Origin of the sequence: Actinophytocola glycyrrhizae (genome assembly GCF_042653545.1) — a bacterium.
Lineage (GTDB): Bacteria > Actinomycetota > Actinomycetes > Mycobacteriales > Pseudonocardiaceae > Actinophytocola > Actinophytocola glycyrrhizae.
The window spans coordinates 194,556-218,694 of record NZ_JBHSIS010000009.1 but is presented as its reverse complement, the minus strand read 5'-3'; the positions used below and the strand labels follow the sequence as shown (position 1 = coordinate 218,694).

Sequence of the window (24,139 nt, the reverse complement as noted above, 5' to 3'; positions counted from 1 at the left end):
CAACTATCTCGTCGGCATCCCCGTACTAAGCGACCGAACGAATCACCTCATCGGCCGCCGAAACGCTTTCCCTGGATGCGACAACTACCCGACCTAGAACGTATAACCCCAGGTCAACGGCCGAGATAGGGACAGATCCGCCGGTGATAGCCGGGAGATAAACCGTGGAATAGCACCGAGATTTCGACGACTCATAGCGTTTGAGTCAACGCCCCGGAGAACGAAAAGCAGGAGCCGACAATGATTCGCACGCTGGTCGTCCGCACCGCCGCCGCCACTGCCACCGCCGCGGCGGCGCTCACCTTCCTCGCCACCGCGGCCGCCGCCACCCCTGAGATCGAGAGCCCGCGGAGCGTGGCGGTGAGCAGCACGGCCGCCGTGCCGGCCGACAGCGACCCGTGGGACAGCGACCCGTGGGACTGACCTCCCGGCCCCTCAGGCCGGCGTCGGGACGATCACCGGGTGGCCGGCTCCGCCGGAGCCGCGGTGATCGTCCCGAGTGCACGTTCGGCGGCCGCCCGTTCGCGGTCCATGCCGAGCTCGGTGAACGTGGACAGCGCCTGCGTCAGCAGGCCTGCGCCCAGCTTCGGCTGCTCCAGCCGGGTCAGGACGTCGGCGAGCGCCACCCGGACCGTCGCGGCACCCGCGTGGTCCATGATGTTCTCCCGCGCGGTGAGCGCCTGCTCGTAGTACATGCGCGCCAGGTCGTAGCGGTGCGCGGCGGCGCTAACCTCGCCGAGGTTGCACAGCAGATGCCCCTCGCCGATCACGTCCCTGCTGTGCCGCACCATCTCCAGCACCTCGGTCAGCGTGCGCGTCGCCTGTTCGAACTCCCCCGCCTGCGCCTGTAGCTGACCGATCCGGCGCAGGGTGTGCGCGATCCCGCCCTCGTAGCCGATCGCGCGGTAGATCTCCATCGCCTCGGCCAACTGGGTGCCGGCGAGCTCGCGCTGCCCGTGCCGGGAGAGGATGTGCGCGCGCTGGGTGAACACCGACGCCCGGCCGACCGCGTCGTCGACGCGCCCGAAGTCCTCCAGCGCCTGCTGGTAGAGCGTCAGCGCCTGGTCGTCCTCGCCCGCGTAACGCGCGAGCAACGCCAGGTCGCGGCGGCACAGCCCGAGTCCGCGCGGGTCGTCAAGCGCCACGAACAGGCCGAGCGCCTCGGTCAGAGTCGCACGGGAGCGGGTGTGCTCGCCGCGGTAGATGTCGAGGGTGCCGAGCGAGGCGAGCAGCGCGGCCGTGCCGCGGGTGTTGCCCGCCCGCCGCGTCGCGACGAGCGCGTCGTCGTGCGTGCGCTGCCAGTCGACGAGGTAGCCACGCAGCTCGCAGAGGGTGGCGACGGTGACCGCGAGGTCCCAGCACAGCTCGTCCAGGCCCCACTTCGCGGCCTGGGCAACAGCCGCGCACAGGTTGGCCTGCTCCCCCGCCATCCAGTCCAGCGGCTCGGCGAGCACCTGGTCGACGTACCCGGCGGGCGGCAGCCAGCGGGCGCCGGTCCCGTGCAGGACCGCGTAGTCCCCGCCGTACACCCGCCGGTGGGCGCGCTCGGCGAGCGCCAGCCAGCCGCCCACCACGCGCGCCACCGCGCCCGCGTGGTCGGCCGGCTCGACCTCGGCCGCGAGCCGTTCCCGCGCGAACAACCGCACCATGTCCTGGAAGCGGTAGCGGAACTCGCCGGTCGACTCGACCGCCGCGACCTCCAGCATCTGCACGTCCACCAGCGGTTCGAGCAGGTCGGAGGGGAACGGGTGGTCGTGGTCGAGCACCGCGCCCGCGAGCCACCCGGGCAGCGTCGTGCCCTCGGCGAGGCTGAGCAGCCCGAACAGCCGCCGGGCCGCGGGGTCGAGCCCGTCGTGGGTGAGGGAGAGGCTGGCCCGTACCGTCATCTCGCCGTGGGCGAGCTCGTCGAGCCGGTGCCGTTCGCTCGCGAGCCGGTGCACCATCGAGGCCAGCGACCAGTGCGGGCGGGCCGCCAGCCGGGCGGCGATGATCCGCAGTGCGAGCGGCAGCCCGCCGACCGTGCGCACCAGCGCCCCGGCCGACTCCAGCTCGCGGTCGACCCGGCCGGGGCCGATCACGCGGCGCAGCAGCGCCAGCGCGTCGTCGGCGCCGAGCACGTCGAGGTCGAGCTGGCGGGCGCCGGGCACCCCGGTGAGACGGGTCCTGCTGGTGATCAGCACGGCGCAGTTGCTGCTGCCGGGCAGCAGTGGCAGCACCTGCCGCTCGCTGACCGCGTCGTCGAGGACGACCAGCACGCGGCGCTCGGCCAGCAGTGTCCGGTACATCTCGACCCGGCCGTCGAGGCCCCCGGGGATCATCGGGCCGGGAATGCCGAGCGCGAGGAGGAACCGGCCGAGGACGTCGGCGGTCGCGCTCGGGTCGGTGCCGGTGCCGCGCAGGTCGCAGTACAGCTGCCCGTCGGGGAAGTGGTCGCGTGCCATCCGATGGCCGATGTGGGTGACCACGGTGCTCTTGCCGACTCCGGGCCTGCCGACGATCACCACCACGCCGATGGCGCGGTCGGCGCCGGTCAGCACGGACTCGGCCGTGTGGATCAGGTCGTCGTGCCCGACGAAGTCGGCGGTGTCGGCGGGCAGCTGGCGGGGGCGCTCGACCTGCGCGACGGGCGCGGGTTCCTCCGCGACGGGCGGCGCGGCACCGGCGGCCGCGTCGGCGGCCGGTGCGAGGCGCAGCTCGTCCGCGCCCGACAGGATGGTCGACTCCAGCAGCCGCAGCTCGGGCCCGGGTTCGAGGCCCAGCTCCTCGATCAGCAGCCCGCGGCCGGACCGGTAGACCTCCAGCGCCTCCGCCTGCCTGCCCGAGCGGTGCAGCGCGATCATCAGCAGCCCGCGGAGCCGTTCCCGCAGCGGGTGCTCGTGCACGAGCCGGGTCATCTCGCCGACGAGCTGGAAGTGCTTGCCGAGGTCGAGCTCCAGCCCCAGGTAGTCCTCGGTGGCGCTTAGGCGTTCCTCGTCCAGGCGCAGCGCCCTGGTACGCAGGGCGCGGTTGGGCATGCCGTGCAGGCAGGGCCCACGCCACGACCCGACCGCGGCCCGCAGCAGCGCGGCGGCCTCCGCGGCCCGCCCCTCGTCCGCGAGCACGCGGGCCTCGCTCACCCGGGCGGTGAAGGTGTGTGCGTCCAGATGCGCCCCGGGCACCTGGAGCCGGTAGCCGGGCGGGCGGGTGTCGATGGCGACGTCGAGGCCCCCCGCGGCCATGTTCTTGCGGAGGCGGGACACACAGATCTGTACCTGGGTGCGTGCGGTGTCCGGGGGCTGGTCGTCCCACAGGGCATCGACGATGTGCTCGGTGCTGACGATCTGGTTGGCCTCGACAAGCAGGAGCGCGAGGATGACCTGTTGCCGTCCCGGGGGGATGTGCACCGGACCGGCGGGCCCCTCGACCTCGATCGGACCGAGAATCCGGAAGGTCGTGTCCGCCGCGTCGTCAGATACCACTGTCTCTCACCGTGTCGCACAACCCGCCTTTGTCGGGCGGAATGTCGCCGCCCCGGTCAATGTAGTTGCGGCGACACGGGCTGTGCAAACGTCCTCACATTTGCGTGATGGGCGTGGTGAGCGGACCGGTTTCCGGTACTGCGGACGGTCTTCGGCACTGCACCGAACAGCCCACGGTGGCGTGGTCGGGTCGGCTCCGCCCTTTTCGGCGGGCGCTGCGGGACCCACGTGCGGCGCGAGCGGAATGCTCTGTTTAGGGACGGGATAGCGCTCTGGCCGGGACGGGGATGCCACACAGAGTCAGCATGGGCGAACCACGTTCCGACATTCGAGTGGAGCCAGAAAATGATCAACGGCAACCGGGACATCTCGCCGAGCACGGCGACCACGGCCGCCGGTGTCGACCACGTCCGGCTCTCCTACGAGTACCTGGACGCGGGCGAGTTCGACGCGTACGGCTCGCTGCTGCACGAGGACATGCAGGTGTCGGGATTCTGGGACCTGCCAGCGCACGGCCGGGCCGCCGCCGTCGCCCGGGCGCGGGGGGCGGCGGGCCCACCGGGGCACCACCAGGTGCACCGGGTCGTCGCCGGCGGGGACTGCGTGGTGGCGATCGGCCGGTACGTCGTGCCCGCCACCACCGCCGCCCCCGCCCCCGCCGCCGTCGAGTTCGCCGACGTGTTCACGCTGTCCGGCGACGCGCTGCTGCTGGGGCAGCGCCGGTTCCGTTACCGGTGCGACCCGGCCGGGGCGTGACCGCCGCCTGGTCACACCAGCGGGGCGAAGAAGAACGTGTCGCGGCGCGCGAACCGGCCGCCCGGCGCCATCACGAAGAAGTCGGCGAAGCGCAGGTGCACGGTGCGGCCGTCGACGAGCTCGCCCGCGAACTCGCCGTGCACCGCGATCTGGTCGCCCTGCGCGACCACGGTGCAGACGGTGTGCTTGCCCTCCCGGATGACCCGCTGCTCGCGGTAGAACCGCTCGAGCTCGGCGTGCCCGACGATCGGCTCGTAGCCGGGACGGCGGTAGGTGGCCTCGGGGGTGAACAGGTCGACCAGGCCGGGCACGTCACCCGCGTCGACCAGGTCGTAGTAGCGGAGCACGGCGGCGGTGTCGGCGGCGGTGTCGGCGGTGGCGGTGGCGGTGGCGTTGGCGTTGGCGTTGGCGTTGGCGTTGGTCGTGGTCATGGTGTCTCCTCGTGGTGTCGGTCGCTCACCGCAGTCGGGCGGCGAGCACGGGGGCGATGTGGGCGAGCGTGTCGGGGCGGGTCATGGCGCCGTGTGCGCAGTCGAGTGGGTGGACCTGGACATGGCCGGTGACGTGCGGGGCCCAGGCGGCCGGGGTGGGTGCGGCGGCGTCCTTGCCCGCCGTGGCGACGAACAGGAGCAGGTCGCCATCGTAGGCACGCGGGGTGAACCGCGCGGCGAGCTCGACGTTGTCGGCGAAGACGCCCGCGATGGCGCGGACGGTGGGCCGGTCGAACGTCGCGAGCGGACTGCCGGGCAGGCACGCGGCGTCGAGCAGGTCCTCCTCGCTCCCCGCTCCGGCGGCACAGCCGAGCGAGCCGAGCAACGCGGCGAGCGCCTCGACACCGGTCGGTGCGGCGGTGCCGGCGGTGCCGGTGACGGGATAGCCGTCGAGCACGGCGACCATGGCGACCTCGTGGCCCTGGTCCTGCAGCAGGGTGGCGACCGCCTGGGCGACGACACCGCCGAACGACCAGCCGAGCAGCTGGTAGGGACCGTCCGGCTGGACGCGGCGGATCTCCTCCGCGTAACGGCGGGCCAGTACCTCGACCGTGCCCTGGCCGGCCCCCGCCTCAGTGAGACCGGGTGACTGCAGGCCGTACAGTGGGCGGTCCTCCAGGTAGCGGGCCAGTCCGGAGTAGACCCAGCTGATGCCGGCGGCCGGGTGCACGCAGAAAAGCGGCGTCCGGCTGCCCGCGGGGCGGATCGGCAGGACGACGGCGAGCGCGTCCCCACCGGACTGCCCGGCCACGGTGGCGGCCAGTTCGGCGACGGTCGGTGCCGTGAACACGCTCCGCACGCCCAGTTCGGTGCCGAGCCGTTGGTTGAGCGCGCCGACGAGCCGGGCCGCGAGCAGCGAGTGCCCGCCGAGTGCGAAGAAGTTGTCGTGGATCCCGACCGAAGGCAGGTCGAGCACGGCGGCGAAGTGCTCGCACAGCACCTGTTCGCGTTCGTCTCGTGGTGCGTGCTCGGCCGCGCGGGTGACGACGGTGGGCGCGGGCAGCGCCCGGCGGTCGAGCTTGCCGTTGGCGGTGCGGGGCAGTTCGTGCAGGGGCACGAACGCCGAGGGCACCATGTGCTGCGGCAGGCGGGCCGCGGTGTGCGCGCGCAGCCGCGCCGGATCGATACCGGTGTCCAGCGGCAGCACGACGTAGGCGACGAGCCTGCTCTCGCGGGCGACGACGGCGACCTGGGTGACCGCCGGGTGCGCGGCGACGACGGCCTCGACCTCGCCGGGCTCGACCCGGAAGCCGCGGATCTTGACCTGGTCGTCGGCGCGGCCGTCGAACTCCAGCTCACCGCCCGGCCGCCAGCGCCCGAGGTCCCCGGTGCGGTACATCCGCTCGCCCGCCGGGCCGTACGGGTCGGGCACGAACCGCTGCGCGGTCGCGACGGCCTGACCGAGGTAGCCATGGGCCAGCCCGACGCCCGCGACGTAGATTTCGCCGACCACGCCGGGCGGCACCGGGTTCAGCGACGCGTCCAGCACGTAGACGCGCTTGTTGGCGATCGGCCGTCCGATGGGGACGGCCGGGTGCGGCACGTCGGCGGGGGCGACGGGATGGTAGGTGGTGAAGCCCATGCTCTCGGCGGGGCCGTACCCGTTGCCGACCCGCAGCCGCGGGAACCGGGCGAGTGCCCGCGCCACGTGCCCGGCCGAGGCCGGCTCGCCACCGGTCACCGCCCAGCGCAGCTCCTCGAAGGCGTCGGGGTGCTCGTCGAGCAGGAAGTTGAACAGTGTCGCCGACAGCTGCAGCATGGTCACGCCGTGCTCGGCCACGAGCTTCGCGATCGCGGCCGGCTCCGGCCGCTGGCCGGGCTGCAGGACACAGGTCGCGCCGTGCAGCAGGGCGCCGAACAGCTCCAGCCCGAACGCGTCCCACGACACCGGCGAGCACTGCAGGAACACCTCCCCCGGCCCGAAGTCCACATAGGACTGCGCGAGGTAGGTGCCGGCGAGCGCGCGGTGGGAGGACACCACGCCCTTGGGCCGCCCGGTGGAGCCGGAGGTGAACATCACGCACGCCACCGACTCCGGGGACACCACGATCCCGAGGTCGGCCGCGGACCGCGCGGCGGTCGGCGCGGCACGCAGGTACCGGTCGGTGACCACCACCGAAGGAGCGGTGCCGGTCAGTACCGCGGTGATCCGCTCGGCGGGCAGTTCGGGGTCGATCAGCGTGTACCCGGCACCCGCCTTCAGCGCGGCGAGCACGGCGACGACCAGGTCGATCCCCCGGTCGAGCCACACCGCGACCAGCGAGCCGGGGGTGACGCCGTCGTCGACGAGGCAGCGCGCCAGCCGGTTGGCCCGGGCGTCCAGCTCCGCGTAGCCGACCCGCGTCCCGTCGGACACGACCGCCGTGGCATCGGGGACCGCCGCGACCCGGGCCGCGAACAGCTCGGTCACGGTACTGGCGGGCAGCTCGGCCGCCGTGTCGTTCCACTCGTGCACCAGGCGGGTCCGCTCGGCACCGGTCAGCAGGTCGAGCTGCCCGACCGGCAGGTCCGGCCGCGCGGCGACGAGGGCGAACAGCCGCTCAAGGCGTGCGGCGAGGCCCCGCACGGTGGTGGCGTCGAACAGGTCGGTGGCGAACTCCACCGCACCGGTGATCCCGGTGGGAACCCCTTTCTCGTCCCGGTGCTCGCCGAGCGCGACGGTGAGGTCGAACTTGGCGGTGCGGACCCCGAACGGCTGCTCGGTGACCGCCAGGCCGTCCAGGTCCAGCGCGCCACCGACGTTGTTCTGCAGCACCAGCATCACCTGGAACAGTGGGTGCCTGGCGAGGCCGCGCCGCGGGTTGACCGCCTCCACGAGCTGCTCGAACGGCAGGTCCTGGTTGGCGTAGGCGGCGAGGTCGGTCTCCCGGACCCGCGCCAGCAGCTCGGCGAACGCCGGGTCACCGGAGAGGTCGGTACGCAGGACCAGGCTGTTCACGAAGAACCCGACGAGGTCGTCGAGTGCCGCGTCCGACCGGCCCGCGACCGGGGTACCGATCGGGATGTCCGTGCCCGCGCCGGAGCGTGACAGCAGGGCCGCGAAACCGGCCTGCAGCACCATGAACAGCGTCACGCCGTGCGCACGCGCCAGGTCCAGCAACCGGGCGTGCACGTCGGCGGGCAGGCGCAGCGGCACGAGGTCGCCGCGGTGGCTCGCGACGGCGGGCCGGGGCCGGTCGGTGGGCAGCGCCAGCTCCTCCGGCAGTCCGTCGAGCGCGCCGCGCCAGTACCGGACCTGCTCGGCGAGCAGGCTGTCCTGATCGTCCTCGGTGCCGAGCACGGCGTGCTGCCACAGCGTGTAGTCCGCGTACTGCACCGGCAACGGCCGCCAGTCCGGCGCCGTGCCCGCGCACCGCGCCGCGTAGGCCGCCGACAGGTCGCGCATCAGTGGACCCATGGACCAGCCGTCGCCGGCGATGTGGTGCAGCACCAGCAGCAGCACGTGGTCGTCCTCGCGCACCCGGAACAGCCAGCAGCGCAGCGGCGGTTCGCAGGCGAGGTCGAAGGTGTACCCGGTGGCGGCGTCGACCGCGGCCTGGAGATCGGCCTCGGGATCGGTGCCGGGGTCGTCCCCCGCCAGGTCCACCTCGGCCGGTTCGACCGCCGCGTCCAGCACCACCTGGACCGGCCGGCCCGCGACGGCCGGGAAGACGGTGCGCAGCGTCTCGTGCCGGGCCACGACGTCGTTGAGCGCCGCCCGCAGCGCGTCGCGGCGCACCGCACCGCGCAGCCGCAGCGCGACCGGCACGTTGTAGGTCGCCCGCTCGTCGAGCCGGTCGAGGAACCACAGCCGCTGCTGGGCGAACGACAGCGGCAGCTCGGCGGGCCGCTCGGTCCTGCCGAGCGCGGGGCGGGCCCGGCCACCGAGCCTGCCGACGAGGCCCGCGACGGTCGGCGCGGTGAACAGGTCGCGGATGCCCAGCTCGGCGCCGAGCACCGCGCGCACCCTGCCGATCAGCTTCGCGGCGAGCAGCGAGTGCCCGCCCAGGTCGAAGAACCCGTCGTCGACGCCGACCTCGGGCAGGCCGAGCACCTCGGCGAACAGGCCGCAGAGGATCTCCTCGGTGACGGTGCGCGGCGGGCGGCCACCGGAGCCCGGGCAGGGGAGGTGGTCCGGGGCGGGCAGGGCCTGCCGGTCGAGCTTGCCGTTGGCGGTCATGGGCAGCGCGTCGAGCAGCACGAACGCCGAGGGCACCAGGTAGTCGGGCAGCTGCCGGGCCACGTCGGCCCGCAACCGTGCCGGTTCCAGCCCCGGCTCGGCCGCCACGTAGGCGACCAGCCGCCGGTCCCCCGGCCGGTCCTCGCGGACCAGCACGGCGACCTGGGCGACCCCGGGCAAGCGCCCGACCACCGTCGCCACGTCACCGGGCTCGACGCGGAACCCGCGGATCTTGACCTGCTGGTCGGCGCGGCCGAGGAAGTCCAGCACACCCGCCGGCGACCAGCGCACGAGGTCGCCGGTGCGGTACATGCGGGTGCCGGGAGCGCCGAACGGGTCGGCCACGAACCGCCCGGCGGTCAGGCCCGGCTGGTGCAGATAGCCGTCGGCGAGGCCGAGCCCGGTCATGTACAGCTCGCCGACCACGCCCGGCGGCACCGGCCGCAGGTGGTCGTCGAGGACGTACACCCGCTTGCCCGCGATCGGCCTGCCGACCGGGACGGCGCTGCGCCCGGTGTCGGCCACGACCATCCGGTGACACAGGGTGAAGATCATGTTCTCGACCGGTGAGTAGCCGTTGACCAGCCGCAGGTCCGGGTAGCGTGCCAGCGCACGCGCGATGTGCGGCACCGACGCGGGCTCGCCGCCGGTCATCACCTGCCGCACGCCCGCGAAGACGTCCGGGTACTCGTCGAGCAGGAAGTTGAGCAGGCTCGCGGACACGTGCACGGTCGTCACCGCGTGCTCGGCGACCAGTCGGGCGATCACCGCGGGCTCGGGGCTCTGGCCGGGCTGCAACACGCAGGTGCCGCCGAAGAACAGCGCAGCGAACAGCTCCAGCGCGAACGCGTCCCAGGACACCGGGGCGCACTGCAGCACCACCTCGGCGGGCCCGAACTCCGCGAAGGACTGACCGAGGAGGGTGCCGACCAGCGCGCGGTGCGGGGCCAGCACCCCCTTGGGGCGGCCGGTCGAGCCGGAGGTGAACATGACGCAGGCGACGTCGCCCGGCCGCGCGGCCGGCGCGGGATCGGTGGCCGGGCGGCCGGCGAGGTCGGCGGCCGCGAGGTAGGCGGCGTCGACCACGACCCGGGCGCCGGTCTCGGCGACCAGCGCGGCGATCCGCTCGGCGGGGAACGCGGTGTCGAGCAGCGCGTACCCGCCGCCGGCCTTGAGCACCGCCAGCACCGCGACCACCAGGTCGATCCCGCGGTCGAGGTGCACGCCGACCAGGTCACCCGCGCGGACCCCCTCGTCGGTGAGCAGGTGCGCGAGCCGGTTGGCACGGACGTTCAGCTCGCCGTAGGTGACCCGTTCGGCCCCGGACACGAGCGCGGTGGCGTCCGGCGTGCGCGCCGCCTGTGCCTGGAACACCTCGTGCGCACACCGGTCGGTGGTGCCGCTGCCGGTGTCGTTCCAGTCGACGAGGATGCGCCGCCGCTGCGCGGGGTCGAGCAGGTCGACGGTGGCGACCGGGCGGTCCGGTGCCGCGGCGACGGCGGTGAGCAGCCGGGTCAGCCGCTCGGCGAGCCCGGCCGCGGTGGCGCGGTCGAACAGGTCGGTGGCGAACTCGAGGCTGCCGGTGATCCCGGCCGGCGCGCCGGTGTCGGCGACCTCCTCGCACAGGCCGAGGGTCAGGTCGAACTTCGCGGCGCCGGTGCCGACCGGTTCCTCGGTCGCGTCGAGCCCGGCGAACCGCAGGGCGGCGCGGGTGTTGTTCTGCAGCACCAGCATCACCTGGAACAGCGGGTGCCTTGCGAGGCCGCGCCGCGGGTTGACCGCCTCCACGAGCTGCTCGAACGGGACGTCCTGGTTGGCGAAGGCGGCGAGGTCGGTCTCCCGCACCCGCGCCAGCAGCTCGGCGAAGGTGGGGTTGCCCGACAGGTCGGTGCGCAGCACGACCGTGTTGACGAAGAACCCGACGAGGTCCTCGAGCGCGTCGTCGGTGCGGCCGGCGACCGGGGTGCCGATCGGGATGTCGGTGCCCGCGCCGGAGCGCGACAGCAGGGCCGCGAAACCGGCCTGCAGCACCATGAACAGCGTCACGCCGTGCGCGCGGGCCAGCTCGGCGAGCCGGGCGTGGGTGGCGGCGTCGAGGTGCACGGGCACCGTGTCGCCGCTCCGGGTGGGGACCGCGGGCCGTGGCCGGTCGGCCGGGAGCGGCAGTTGCTCGGGGATGCCGTCGAGCGCGGCGGTCCAGAAGCCGAGCTGGGCGGTGCTGAGCGCGGTCGGCTCCTCGGGGGTGCCGAGCAGTTCCCGTTGCCACAGCGTGTAGTCCGCGTACTGCACCGGCAGCGGCCGCCAGTCCGGGGCGGTGTCCGCGCACCGCGCGGCGTAGGCGGTGGCGAGGTCGGCGAACAGCGGGCGCAGCGACCAGCCGTCGCCCGCGATGTGGTGCAGCACGAGGACGAGCACGTGCTCTGCGGGCCCGAGGGTGCACAGCGTGACGCGCAGCGGCAGGTCGTGGGCCGGGTCGAACGTCGTCCGCGCGAGGGTGGCCAGCGCGGCGGGCAGGTCCGCCTCGGTCATTTCGGTGACCGCCACCGGCACCGGCCGCGGCGCCAGGACGTGCTGGTGACGCCCGCCGTCCCGGTCGGGGAACACGGTGCGCAGGGCCTCGTGCCTCTCGACGACGTCGGCGAGGGCGTCGGCGAGCGCGGCCGCGTCCACGGTCCCGTGCAGCCGCAGCGCGATCGGCACGTTGTAGGCGGGGCTGTCCTCGATGCTGTCGAGGAACAGCAGCCGTTGCTGCGCGAACGACGGCGGCAGCAGGTCCGGCCGGGCGGCGGGCACGAGCGCGGGCCGGGCGGCGGTGCCTGCGCCGGCCGCGACGGTGGTGGCGAGCCCCGCGACGGTCGGGTGTGTGAACAGGTCCTTCACGGTCAGCTCGACGCCGAGGCGGGCGCGGACCCGGCTGATGAGCCGGGTGGCGAGCAGCGAGTGGCCGCCGAGGTCGAAGAACCCGTCGTCGACGCCGACCGCCGCGGCGCCACCGGGGACGCCGAGCAGCTCCGCGAAGAGTCCACACAGGAACTTCTCGGTCCCGGTGCGGGCGGCGCGGTGCGCGGCGGTGCCCGTCCACTCGGGTGCGGGCAGGGCCAAGCGGTCGAGCTTCCCGTTGGGGGTCAACGGGAACTCGGGCAGTACGACCACGGCGGCGGGCACCAGGTAGTCGGGCAGCGTGGCCGCCACGTGTGCCCGCAGCGCCGCGGGTTCGGCACCGGTGTCCCCGGCGGAGACGGCATAGGCGACGAGGCGTTTGTCGCCCGGCCGGTCCTCGCGGACGAGCACGGTCGCCCGCGCGACCGCGGGGTGGGCGCGGAGCACGGCCTCGATCTCGCCGAGCTCGACCCGGAAGCCCCGGATCTTGACCTGGTCGTCGGCGCGGCCGACGAACTCGATCTCGCCGTCGCCGGTCCAGCGCACGAGGTCGCCCGTGCGGTACATCCGCTCACCCGGGACGCCGAACGGGCAGGCGACGAACCGGTGCGCGGTGAGCGCGGTCCGGTTGACGTAACCGTGGGCGAGACCGTCGCCCGCCACGTACAGCTCGCCGACCACGCCAGGCGGCACCGGCGCGAGCCGGTGGTCGAGCACGTGGACGCGGGTGTTGGCGATCGGGCCGCCGACCGGCAGGACGGAACGCTCGGCGTCGGCGGCGACGATGTCGTGGGTGTTGGAGAAGACCATGCTCTCCACCGGCCCGTAGCCGTGCACCATCCGCAGGCCCGGGTGGTCGCGGCGGACGCGGAGCACGTGCTCGGTGGACGGTGCCTCACCGCCGGTGAGCACCTGCCGCAGCGCGGCGAACACGCCAGGGTACTCGTCGGCCATCACGGCGAACAGCCCCGCGGACAGCCAGAGCGTGGTGATGTCGTGCTCGGCGACCAGCCGGTCGACGACCGCCGGGTCCGGCGTCTGTCCCGGGGCGAGGACACAGGTGCCACCGTGCAGCAGCGCCGACCACAGCTCCAGCGCGAGGCCGTCCCAGGACACCGGGGCACACTGCAGGGTGACCATGTCCGGTCCGGCGTCCAGGTAGGACTGCCCGAGGAACGTCCGGAGCACGGTGCGGTGCGCGGAGAGCACGCCCTTGGGACGGCCGGTGGAGCCGGAGGTGAACAGCACCGACACCGGGTCCTCGGCGGTGACCGGCACGTCCGGGGACGTCCTCGGTGCGCGGTCGGCCGGGTCGCGGTCGAGGAGTACCGGGTCGGTGTCCACCGGCAGCAGGCGCGCGGCGAGGTCACTCGTGGTCACGACGAGCCGGGTGTCCGCCTCGGTGAGCACGGCGGCGATCCGCTCCGCCGGGTGCGACGGGTCGAGCGGCAGGTAGGCGGCGCCCGCCTTGAGCGCGGCCAGGAACGCGACGACCAGGTCCGGGCCGCGGTGGACACAGACCCCGACGAGCGCCCCGCGGCGGGCACCGCGGCCGATCAGGTGGTGGGCGAGCTGGTTGGCGCGCTCGTCGAGCTCCCGGTAGGACAGCGAGGTGCCTGCGAAGACCAGCGCGGGCGCGTCGGGGGTGGTGCGGGCGTGCCCGGCGACGACGTCGTGGACGCACCGGTCGGCCGGGTAGTCGGTCGCGGTGTCGTTCCACGCGACCAGCACCCGCTGCCGTTCGGCGGGGGTGAGCACGTCGAACGCGCCGACCCGGGTGCCGGGACCGGCCGCCGCGGCGGCGAGCACCCCGGTGAGGCGGCGAGCAAGCGCGGCGACGGTGTCCTCGTCGAACAGGCCGGTGGCGAACTCCACCTCGGTGGTGATGCCGGCCGGGGCGCCGGTGCCGTCGTGGTGCTCGGTGAACGCGACGGCCAGGTCGAACTTCGCCGCCCGGTTGCCCGCGGGTGCGGCGGTGACGGTCAGCCCCTCGAGGCCGGGCGTGGTGGCGGTGCCGTCCTGCTGCACGAGCAGCACGTGGAACAGCGGGTGCCGGGCGAGGGAGCGGGCCGGGTTGAGCTCCTCGACGAGCCGGTCGAACGGCAGGTCCTGGTGGGCGAACGCGCCGAGGTCGGTCTCCCGGACCCGCGACAGCAGCTCGGCGAACGTCGGGTCCCCGGAGACGTCGGTGCGCAGCACGAGGCTGTTCACGAAGAACCCGACCAGGTCGTCGAGGGCCTCGTCCGACCGGCCCGCGACGACGGTGCCCAGCGGGACATCGGTGCCCGCGCCCAACCGGGACAGCAGGGTGGCGAGCGCGGCCTGGACGACCATGAACACCGTCACCTGGTGGGTACGGGCCAGGTCCCGCAGCCGGGCGTGCAGGTCGGCGTCGAGGGTGACGCCGACGACACCGCCGTCGTGGCTCGCGACCGCGGGGCGCGGCCGGTCGGTGGGCAGGCCGATCTCCTCGGGCAGCCCGGCCAGCGCGCGGGTGAAGTGGCCGAGGTGGCGCGCCCCGGCACTGTCCTCGCCGTCCTCGGCGAGCAGGTCCCGTTGCCACCGCGCGTAGTCGGTGTAGCGGACGGGCAGCGCGGGCCAGTCCGGGGCGCCGCCCGCGCGGCGGGCCCGGTAGGCGGTGGCGAGGTCGCCCAGCAGCGGCCGGAGTGAGCCGCCGTCGGTGGCGATGTGGGGCAGCACCAGCGTCAGCTCGTGCTCGTGCTCGCCGGTGCGGTGCAGGTAGGCCCGCAGCGCCACGTCGGTGGCCAGGTCGAACCGCTGGCAGGCGAGGTCGCCAGGGGGTTCCTCGGCGAGGACCGGCACGGCCTCGGCCGCGGGCAGCACCTGCTGGTACGGGACGCCGTCGACCGCGGGGTAGACGGTGCGCAGCGGCTCGTGCCGGGCGACGACGTCGGCGAGCGCGGCCCGCAGCGCGGGCACGTCGACCTGGCCGGTCAGGCGGAACGCCAGCGGCACGGTGTAGCTCGCGTCGCGGGTGACGCGGTCGAGGAACCACAGCCGCTGCTGGGCGAACGACAGCGGCGCGCGGTCGGTGTGGTCGGCGCGGCGCAGCGCCGGGCGCGGCGTCGCGGGTGCGGCCAGCTCGTCGAGGCGGCGCGCGAGCGCGGCGACGGTGGGTGCGCGGAACAGCGCGGCGACGGTCAGGTCGGCGTGCAGCGCGGTGCGGATGCGGGTGGCGAGCTTCGCGGCGAGCAGCGAATGCCCGCCGAGTGCGAAGAAGTCGTCGTCGACGCCGACCGTGTCGCGGCCGAGCACGTCGGCGAACAGCCCGCGGAGCACCTCTTCCCGCGGGGTGCGTGGCGCCCGGCCCGCGTGGGTGGGGACGGCGGGGGCGGGCAGCGCGCGGCGGTCGAGCTTGCCGTTCGCGGTGCGGGGCAGCGCGTCGAGGCTGACGAACACGGCGGGCACCATGTGCCGCGGCAGCCGGGCCGCGGCGTGCGCTCGCAGATCGGCGGCGCCCGCGGACGTGCCGACGACGTAGGTGCCGACGACGTAGGCGACGAGCTGTCCGTCGTGCGCGACGACGGCGACCTGGGTGACCGCGGGGTGGGCGGCGACGACGGCCTCGACCTCGCCGGGTTCCACGCGGAAGCCGCGGATCTTGACCTGGTCGTCGGCGCGGCCGGTGAACTCCAGGTCGCCGTCCGGGCGCCGGTACCCGAGGTCGCCGGTGCGGTACATCCGCTCGCCTGCGGGCCCGAACGGGTCGGCGACGAACCGCGCCGCGGTGGCGGCGGGCTGGTCGAGGTAGCCGTGCGCGAGACCGGCCCCGGCGACGTAGAGCTCGCCGACCACCCCGGGCGGCACCGGGTTGAGGTGCGCGTCGAGGACGTAGGCCCGCTTGTTCGTGACCGGCAGTCCGATCGGGACGGTGGGACCGGTGCCGCCTTCGACGGCGTGGTAGGTGGTGAAACCCATGCTCTCCGCGGGGCCGTAGCCGTTGCCGACCCGCAGGTGCGGGAACCGTTCGAGCGCGCGGGCCACGTGCGCGGCCGAGGCGGGCTCACCGCCGGTGAGTGCCTGGCGCAGCGTCGCGAAGGTGCCGGGGTGCTCGTCGAGCAGGAAGTCGAACAGGGTGGCCGACATCTGCAGCACCGTCACGCCGTGCTCGGCGACGAGCCGGGCGATCGTGGCGGGCTCTGGCCGCTGGCCGGGGTGCAGCACGACCGTCGCGCCGTGCAGGAGGGCACCGAACAGCTCGAGCGCGAACCCGTCCCAGGACACCGGGGAGCACTGCAGGAACACCGCGTCCGGCCCGAAGTCCACGTAGGACTGAGCGAGGTAGGTGCCGACGAGGGCGCGGTGGGAGGCGATCACCCCCTTGGGGCGGCCGGTGGAGCCGGACGTGAACATCACGCACGCCACCGCGCCGGGCGCGACCGCGATGCCGAGGTCGTCCCCGGGACCGTCGGCGGGACCGCCGTCGGCGGCCACGTAGTCCGCGGTCACCACGAGCGCGGGGACCACGTCGGACAGCAGTGCGCGGATGCGCTCGTCGGGCAGCTCGGGGTCGACCAGTGTGTACCCCGCACCCGCCTTGAGCACGGCGAGCACGGCCACCACGAGGTCGGGGCCCCGGTCCAGCCACACGGCGACGAGCGAGCCGGGCGGGACGCCGTCGGCCACCAGCCTGCGGGCGAGCCGGTTGGCCCGGATGTTCAGCCCGGCGTAGGTGAGCGTGGTCCCGTCGTCGGCGACGACCGCGGTCGCGGCCGGTCTCGCCGCGACCTGGGCCTCGAACAGCTCGGCCAGGCCGAGGTGCGGCAGGTCGGCGGTCGTGCCGTGCCAGTCGGTGAGCCGCGCCCGGTCCTCGGGGCGGAGCACGGCCAGCGCGCCGACCCGGGTGTCCGGCGCGGCCGCGGCGGCACGCACCAGCTCCCCCAGCCGCGCGAGCAGTGCCTCGGCGGTGGCGCGGTCGAACAGGTCGGTCGCGTACTCGACGTCGACGCCCAGCCCGGCGGGCACGCCATCGGCGTCGTGGTTCTCCGCGAAGGAGATCGTGAGGTCGAACTTGGCGGTGCCGGTGCGGACCGGGGCGCCGGTGACACGCATGCCGGGCAGCTCCGGGGTGGCCGCGGCCGCGTTCGCGAGCACCAGCATCACCTGGAAGAGCGGGTGGCGGGCGGGGTCACGCACCGGGTTGAGCTCCTCGACCAGCCGCTCGAACGGCAGGTCCTGGTGGGCGTAGGCGGCGAGGTCGGTGCGCCGCACGCGGGACAGCAGCTCGGCGAACGTGGGGTCGCCGGAGACGTCGGTGCGCAGCACGAGGCTGTTGACGAAGAACCCGACCAGCTCGTCGAGGGCCTCGTCGGTCCGTCCCGCGACCGGCGTACCGAGCGGGACGTCGGTGCCCGCGCCGTGCCGGGACAGCAGCGCCGCGACGGCGGCCTGCAGCACCATGAACAGCGTGACCTGGTGCCGTCGTGCCAGCGCGTGCAGGCCGGCGTGCAGGTCCGCGTCCCAGCCCGTGGCGACCGACGCGCCCAGGAAGGTCGGGACGGCGGGGCGCGGCCGGTCCGTGGGCAGCGTGAGCTGTTCTGGTGCCCCGGCGAGCGCGTCGGTCCAGAACGCCAGGTCCCGGGCACCCACCTCGCCGTCGAGGAGGTCGCGGTGCCAGCGGGTGTAGTCCGCGTACTGGACGGGCAGCGGCGCCCAGCCGGGGGCGGCGCCCGCGGCCCGCGCGGTGTAGGCGGCGGACAGGTCGCGCATGAACGGGCCCATGGACCAGCCGTCGGCCGCGATGTGGTGCACGACGACCAGCAGCGCGTGCTCGGTCGCACCGGTGCGCGCCAGCAGTGCGTGCACCGGTGGTTCGTTGGCGAGGTCGAACGGGTGGCCCGCGGCGGCGGACAGGACGTCGTCCAGGTCAGCGGGTGCGCAGTCCCGCAGGGGCACCGCGATCCGGACCTGCTCGGGGGTGAGGACGCGCTGGCACGGCTCGTCGCCTGCGACCGGGAAGACGGTGCGCAGCGCCTCGTGCCGCCCGATGACGTCCCGCAGTGCCTCGGTGAGCGCGGGCCGGTCCAGGTCGCCGCTCATCCGCAGGACCCACGCGACGTGGTAGGCGGCACCCGGTCCCTCGAACTGGTCGACGAACCACAGCCTGCGCTGCGCGAACGACAGCGGCAGCTGCTCCTCCCGCGGTGCGGGGCGCAGCGGTGGCCGCGCGGCGGTGGCGGTGGACAGGCCCGCGGCGAGGCCCGCGACGGTCGGGGTGGTGAACAGGTCGCGCAGCGCCAGCTCGGTGCCGAGTGCCGCGCGGACGCGGCTCACCAGCCGGGTGGCGAGCAGGGAGTGCCCGCCGAGTTCGAAGAAGTTGTCGTCGATGCCGACCCCGGGCGTGCCGAGCAACTCGGCGAACAGGCCGCAGAGGACCTCCTCGGCCGGGGTGCGCGGACCGCGGCCCCCGGTGGTCACCTCGGGCGCGGGCAGTGCCCGGCGGTCGAGCTTCCCGTTGGGGGTCAACGGGAGCGCGGGCAGCGGCACGACGGCGGCGGGCACCATGTAGGTGGGCAGTGTGGCCGCCACGTGCGCACGCAGCGCGGCGGGCTCGACGTCTGCTCCGGTGGTGGGGACGACGTAGGCGACTAGCCGTTTGTCGCCGGGCCGGTCCTCGCGGACGACCACCGCGACCTTCCGCACCGCCGGGTGGGCGGCCAGCGCGGCCTCGACCTCGCCCAGCTCGATCCGGAAGCCGCGGATCTTGACCTGGTCGTCGGCGCGGCCCGCGAACTCGACCGCGCCGTCGCGGGTCCAGCGGGCGAGGTCGCCCGTCCGGTACATCCGGGCACCGGCCGGGCCGGACGGGTCGGCCACGAACCGTTCCGCGGTCAGCCCCGGCCGGTTGGCGTAGCCGTGCGCGAGCCCGTCGCCCGCGGCGTACAGCTCGCCGACCACGCCGGGCGGCACCGGACGCAGGCCCGCGTCGAGCACGTGCACGCGGGTGTTCGCGATGGGCGGGCCGACCGGCAGCACGGCGCGGTCCGCGTCGGCCTCGGTGACGCGGTGGCAGTTGGTGAAGACCATGCTCTCCACCGGGCCGTACCCGTGCACCAGCCGCAGGTGCGGGAACTCGCGGCCGGCACGCAGGACGTGGGCAACCGACGGCGCCTCGCCGCCGGTCATGACCTGCCGCAGCGTCGCGAGGACCTCGGGGTGCTCGTCGAGCACGACCGCGAACAGCCCGGCCGACAACCACATCGTGGTGACGCCGTGCGCGGGCACCAGCCGCGCGATCACCGCGGGCTCGGGTGTCTGTCCCGGCGCGAGCACGCACGTGCCGCCGTGCAGCAGCGCGGACCACAGCTCCAGCGACAGCCCGTCCCACGACACCGGCGCGCACTGCAGGGTCACCAGCCCGGGGCCGAAGTCCACGTAGGACTGGCCGAGGAACGTGCGCACGGTGGCGCGGTGCGGTGCGGCGACACCCTTGGGCACGCCGGAGGACCCGGACGTGAACAGGACGGTCGCGACGTCCTCGGCGTGCACCGCGACGCGGGGCCGGGTCGGCGGGGCGGTCGCGCTGGCGGCGAGTGTCCCGGCGGTGACGGTCAGCCGGACGGCCGCCTCGCGCAGGATCGTCTCGATCCGGTCCTCGGGGTGCGACACGTCGACCGGCACGTACCCAGCGCCTGCTTTGAGCACGCCGAGCAGCCCGACCACGAGGCCGAACCCGCGCTCGACGCGCACGGCGACCAGGTCGCCGGTGCCGATCCCCCGCGCGGCGAGGTGGTGCGCGAGCCGGTTGGCCCGCTCGTCGAGCTCGCGGTAGGTCAGCCTCTCGTCGCCGGACACGAGCGCCGGGTGGTCGGGGGTGCGGTCCACGCAGCGCTCGAACAGGCCGTGCACCGTCGCCCCCGACGGGTAGGCGGTCGCCGTGTCGCGCCGGGCGGCCAGCAGCGCGCGGTCGGCCGCGGTGAGCACCTCGAGCGCGCCGACCCGGGTGGCGGGGTCGGCGACGACCGCCGAGAGCACTGCCGTCAGCCGGTCCACCAGTGCCAGCACGGTCGCGTCGTCGAAGAGGTCGACGGCGAACTCGACCGCCCCGCCGATGCCCGCGGGCGCACCCGCCTCGTCGCGGGTCTCGTGCAGGTTGACGGTCAGGTCGAACTTCGCGACGCCGATGCCGACGTGGCTGACCTCGGTGTCGACACCGGGGAGGGTGAGCACGGCGTCGTCGTTGGTCTGCAGTACGAGCATGACCTGGAACAGGGGGTGCCGGGCGAGGGAGCGGGCCGGGTTGAGCTCCTCGACGAGCCGGTCGAACGGCAGGTCCTGGTGGGCGAACGCGCCGAGGTCGGTCTCCCGGACCCGCGACAGCAGCTCGGCGAACGTCGGGTCCCCGGAGACGTCGGTGCGCAGCACGAGGCTGTTCACGAAGAACCCGACCAGGTCGTCGAACGCCTCGTCGGCGCGCCCGGCGACCACGGTGCCCACGGGCACGTCCGGCCCGGCTCCCAGGCGCGACAGCAGCGCGGCGAGCGCGGCCTGCACGACCATGAACACCGTCACCTGGTGGGTACGGGCCAGGTCGACGAGCCCGGCGTGCAGCCCGGCGGGCAGCGCAACCGGCACGGTCGCGCCGCGGTGGCTCGCCGTGCCGGGGCGGGGCCGGTCGGTGGGCAGCGCCAGCTCCTCGGGCAGCCCGGCGAGGGCTCGGCGCCAGTAGCCGAGCTGGCCGGACACGAGGCCGGCCGGGTCGTGCGCGTCCGCCAGCAGGGCGCGTTGCCAGACGGCGTAGTCGGCGTACTGGACCGGCAGCGGCGCCCAGTCCGGCGCGGCCCCGGCGAGCCGCGCGGTGTAGGCGGCGCCGAGGTCGCGGAGCAGCACGGCGGTCGACCAGCCGTCGGTGGCGATGTGGTGGCACACCAGGAGCAGCACGTCCGGACCGTCGCCGCCGGTGGTGAACAGGGTCGCGTGCAGCGGGAGGTCGGTGGTGACGTCCTGGACGCGCCGGGCGGCCCGGTCCAGTGCGGTGTCCAGGCTCGCCGCGGGCACGGCCACCACGGCCAGCTCGGGCCGGGCGTCGGGCAGCACGACCTGGTGGGGCGTGCCTGCGTCGTCATCGTCGGCGGGGTGGATGGTCCGCAGCACCTCGTGCCTGCCGGCGACGTCGGCCAGGGCGGCCCGCAGCGCGGGCACGTCGACCTCGCCGTGCAGCCGGATCGCCAACGGCACCGAGTAGACGTCGCCGGGGCCCTCGAGCGCGTCGACGAACCACAGCCGTTGCTGCGCGAACGACAGCGGCAGCTTGCCGTCCCGCGGCACCGGCCGCGGGACGGGCCGGGTGGCGGCGGCGGTGTCCAGCCCGCCCGCGATCCCGGCCACGGTCGGCGCGGCGAACAGGGTGCGCAGGCTCAGCTCGGCGCCGAGCACGGTGCGCACGCGGCTGATGAGCCGGGCGGCGAGCAGCGAGTGGCCGCCGAGGGCGAAGAACCCGTCGTCGATGCCGACCCGGGGCACCCCGAGCACATCGGCGAACAGTCCGCAGAGGATCTCCTCGGTGGCGGTCCTCGGGCCGCGGCCCGAGGTCGCGGTGGTGTCGGGCGCGGGCAGTGCGGCCCGGTCGAGCTTGCCGGTCGGGGTGAGCGGCAGCGCGGCCATGGGCACGAACGCGGCGGGCACCATGTGCTCGGGCACCCGTTCGGCCGTGTGCCGTCGCAGCTCGGCGCCGGTGGGCCCGGCCGGGGCGACCACGTAGGCGACGAGCCGCCTGTCGCCCGGCCGGTCCTCGCGGACCACGACCGCGACCCGGGTGACGTCGGCGTGCGTGGCGAGCGCGGCCTCGACCTCGGCGGGCTCGACGCGGAAGCCGCGGATCTTCACCTGGTGGTCGGCGCGGCCGAGGAACTCGACGGTGCCGTCGGGCAGCAGCCTGCCGAGGTCGCCGCTGCGGTACATGCGCGCGCCCGGGGTGGCGGCGTAGGGGTTCGCGACGAACCGTTCGGCGGTCGGACCGGGCTGGCCGAGGTAGCCGTCGGCGAGCCCGGGGCCCGCGAGGTACAGCTCGCCGGGGACGCCGGGCGGCACCGGGCGCAGTTCGGGGTCGAGCAGATAGGCCTGCTTGCCGGTGATGGGCCTGCCCAGCGGGATCGAGGCCCGGTCGAGGTCGGCCGCGCCGATGCGGTGGCAGAAGGTGAAGATCATGCCCTCTGCGGGTGAGTAGCCGTTGACGAGCCGCAGGTCCGGGTACTCCCGCAGCGCCATGGCGACGTGCGGCACCGACAGCGCCTCGCCGCCGGTCATCAGCTGCCGCACGCCGTCGAACGCGCCGGGACACTCGTCGAGCAGGAAGTTCATCAGGCTCGCGGACGCGTACGCGGTCGTCACGCCGTGCTCGGCGATCAGCCGGGCGATGACCGCCGGTTCGGGGTTCTGGCCGGGCTGCAGCACGCACGTGCCGCCGAACAGCAGCGCCCCGAACAGCTCCAGCGCGAACGCGTCCCAGGACACCGGTGAGGACTGCAGCACGACCTCACCGGGGCCGAAGTCGGCGAACCGCTGCCCGGCGAGGGTGGCGACGATCGCGCGGTGGGGCGCGGCGACACCCTTGGGCCTGCCGGTCGAGCCGGACGTGAACATCACGCACGCCAGGTCACCCGCGCTCGCACGCGGCGGCGGGTCCGTGGCCTGCCACGCGGCGGCGGTGCCCGCGTGGTCGTCGAGGTAGGCGCGGTCGAGCACCAGCGCGGGCCGGGCCTGCGCGAGGATCCCCGCGATGCGGGCCGCGGGGAACCGCGGGTCGACCAGCGTGTAGCCGCCACCCGCCTTGAGCACGGCGAGCACCGCCACGACCAGGTCGAGGCCGCGTGCCAGGTGCACGGCGACGAGGTCGCCACGGGTGAGGCCGCCCGCGACGAGCCGCGCGGCGAGCCGGTTGGCCTCGGCGTTCAGCGTGCCGTAGGTCATCGTCTCGGCCTCGTGCACCAGCGCGGTGGCGTCCGGGGTGCGCGCGGCGTGCGCGGCGAACAGCTCGTGCACGCAGGCGTCCGGGTGGTCCGCGACCGTGTCGTTGAGGTCCACCAGGACCCGGTGGCGCTCCTCGGCGGAGAGGGTGTCCAGCCGTCCCACGGGGACGTCCACGGTGGCCGCGAAGCCCGTGAGCACGCGCACCACGCGGCTCAGCACCGCCTGGACGGTGTCGCGGTCGAACACCTCTGGCCGGTGCAGCAGCCGCACCTCGAACCGCTCCCCCGGCTCGACGACCAGGATCAGCGGGTAGTGCGCGGTGTCCCGGAAGGTGATCCCGTCGACGTCCGGGCCGCCGGGGATGGCGAGGCGGTAGTCGTTCATCGGGAAGTTGTCGAACACCACGGTCGTGTCGAACAACGCGCCCTCGGCGCCCGCGGCGCGCTGGATGTCCGCGAGCCCCAGGTGGTCGTGGTCGAGCAGCCGGGAGCGTTGCTCGTGGAGCGCGGCGACGACCTCGCGCACGGTGGCGGTGGCGGGGAGTGCCACGCGCACCGGGACGGTGTTGATGAACAGGCCGATCATCTCGTCGGCGCCGGGTAGGTCGGCGGGGCGGCCGCTGACCGTGGACCCGAACACGACGTCGCGGCGGCCGGTGAGCTGGCCGACGACGAGCGCCCACGCCGCCTGGCAGAGCGTGTTCAGCGTGACGTCGCAGTCCCGTGCCCGGTCCCGCAACCGGTCGACCAGCTCGGCGGACAGCTCAGCGACGACCAGGCCCGCCTCGCCGACGGGCGTCCCCGCCGCGTCCGGCGCCACGTGCGTCGGACCGTCCACACCGGACAGCGCGGTCCGCCACGCCGTCTCGGCGGCCGCCTTGTCCCGGCCCGCGAGCCAGGTCAGGTAGTCCCGGTACGGGCGGACCGGGGTGGCCGGGACACTGTCGGCGTAGAGCGCGAACAGCTCGCGGAACAGCAGCGCGGTCGCCCAGCCGTCGAGCAGGATGTGGTGCGCGGCGAGCACCAGCCGGTGCCGCCCGGGGTCCTCGGTGATCAGCGTGAACCGCAGCAGGGACGCGTCCCCGATGTCGAACCCGCGGTCCCAGTCCCGCGCGACCAGCTCGTCCGAGCGGGCGGCCCGCTCCTCGGCGGGCAGGTCTCCCAGGTCGGCCTCGGTCCAGCACAGCGGCACGTCGCGGCGCAGCACCTGGATCGCCTCGCCGGACTTGCGGGTGCGGAAGCCCGCCCGCAGGTTCGCGTGGCGTGCCACCAGCCGCGCCGCGGCCGCACGCAGCCGGACCGGGTCGAGCGTGCCGCGCAGCTCGGCCACGAACTGCGTCAGGTAGAGGCTCCTGGCCTGCCGGTCGTAGAGCGCGTGGAAGAGCAGGCCCTCCTGCAGCGGGGAGAGCGGGAGGATGTCCTCGATCGGTGACTGGGCCACCTGCACCATCTCCTGGGGAGTTCTGG

At 74.7% G+C, this 24,139-nt stretch carries 5 protein-coding genes; 2 read left to right on the top strand and 3 right to left on the bottom strand.

Annotated features, from left to right (window positions below; genetic code table 11):
* Positions 1-240 precede the first annotated feature (240 nt).
* Positions 241-423: a hypothetical protein gene (locus ACFPCV_RS20765; RefSeq protein ID WP_378057919.1), complete on the top strand. Its 183-nt coding sequence runs from the start codon at positions 241-243 to the stop codon at positions 421-423.
* Between the two features lie 32 nt (positions 424-455).
* On the opposite strand, the gene ACFPCV_RS20760 is transcribed toward ACFPCV_RS20765, so the two are convergent.
* On the bottom strand, positions 456-3,458 hold the full coding sequence (locus ACFPCV_RS20760) for an AfsR/SARP family transcriptional regulator (RefSeq protein WP_378057918.1): 3,003 nt from the start codon (positions 3,456-3,458) through the stop codon (positions 456-458).
* A 345-nt stretch (positions 3,459-3,803) separates the two neighbouring features.
* Here ACFPCV_RS20760 and ACFPCV_RS20755 point away from each other — a divergent pair, with 345 nt between their 5' ends.
* A complete protein-coding gene (locus tag ACFPCV_RS20755) occupies positions 3,804-4,214 on the top strand; it encodes a nuclear transport factor 2 family protein (protein WP_378057917.1) in 411 nt (136 codons plus the stop codon).
* Positions 4,215-4,225: 11 nt separating this feature from the next.
* On the opposite strand, the gene ACFPCV_RS20750 is transcribed toward ACFPCV_RS20755, so the two are convergent.
* Both ACFPCV_RS20750 and ACFPCV_RS20745 read right to left on the bottom strand, forming a co-directional pair.
* Positions 4,226-4,645, bottom strand: a complete 420-nt coding sequence (locus ACFPCV_RS20750; protein WP_378057916.1) for a nuclear transport factor 2 family protein — start codon at positions 4,643-4,645, stop codon at positions 4,226-4,228.
* Between the two features lie 25 nt (positions 4,646-4,670).
* Positions 4,671-24,113: a non-ribosomal peptide synthetase gene (locus tag ACFPCV_RS20745; RefSeq protein ID WP_378057915.1), complete on the bottom strand. Its 19,443-nt coding sequence runs from the start codon at positions 24,111-24,113 to the stop codon at positions 4,671-4,673.
* Positions 24,114-24,139 lie beyond the last annotated feature (26 nt).

Excerpts from the sequence above, each read along its gene's own strand:
- ACFPCV_RS20755 (WP_378057917.1), top strand. The coding sequence starts at position 3,804 with ATGATCAACGGCAACCGGGACATCTCGCCGAGCACGGCGACCACGGCC.
- ACFPCV_RS20750 (WP_378057916.1), bottom strand. The coding sequence starts at position 4,645 with ATGACCACGACCAACGCCAACGCCAACGCCAACGCCAACGCCACCGCC.
- ACFPCV_RS20765 (WP_378057919.1), top strand. The coding sequence starts at position 241 with ATGATTCGCACGCTGGTCGTCCGCACCGCCGCCGCCACTGCCACCGCC.